A 255-nucleotide genomic window follows, 5' to 3' on the forward strand; every position below is an offset into this window, starting at 1 on the left:
GTCGGGCCAATCATGAAGCCGTGCAAGAAGCATTAATTCCGACGTTTGAACGCTATGGATTGCCATTGCGTATCAACGCCGATAACGGCCCACCCTGGGGAGCCTCCAAGCAGCCCAGTCAATCCATTACAAAATTAACGATGTGGTTTATTCGACTGGGAATTCAGGTCAGTCATAGCCGGCCAGCCCATCCTCAAACTAATGGAAAAATAGAGCGTTTCCATCGAACATTGAAAAACGAGGTACTCACGGGAA

Annotated in this window: 1 protein-coding gene; it reads left to right on the plus strand. The window is 48.6% G+C overall.

The window, feature by feature from the left end:
* On the plus strand, positions 1–255 hold a 255-nt coding region (locus tag ACO0LC_RS29315; RefSeq protein WP_423009809.1), incomplete at both ends, for an integrase core domain-containing protein.

The organism is Undibacterium sp. JH2W (assembly GCF_049340425.1).
In the GTDB taxonomy this organism is placed as follows: Bacteria; Pseudomonadota; Gammaproteobacteria; order Burkholderiales; family Burkholderiaceae_D; genus Undibacterium.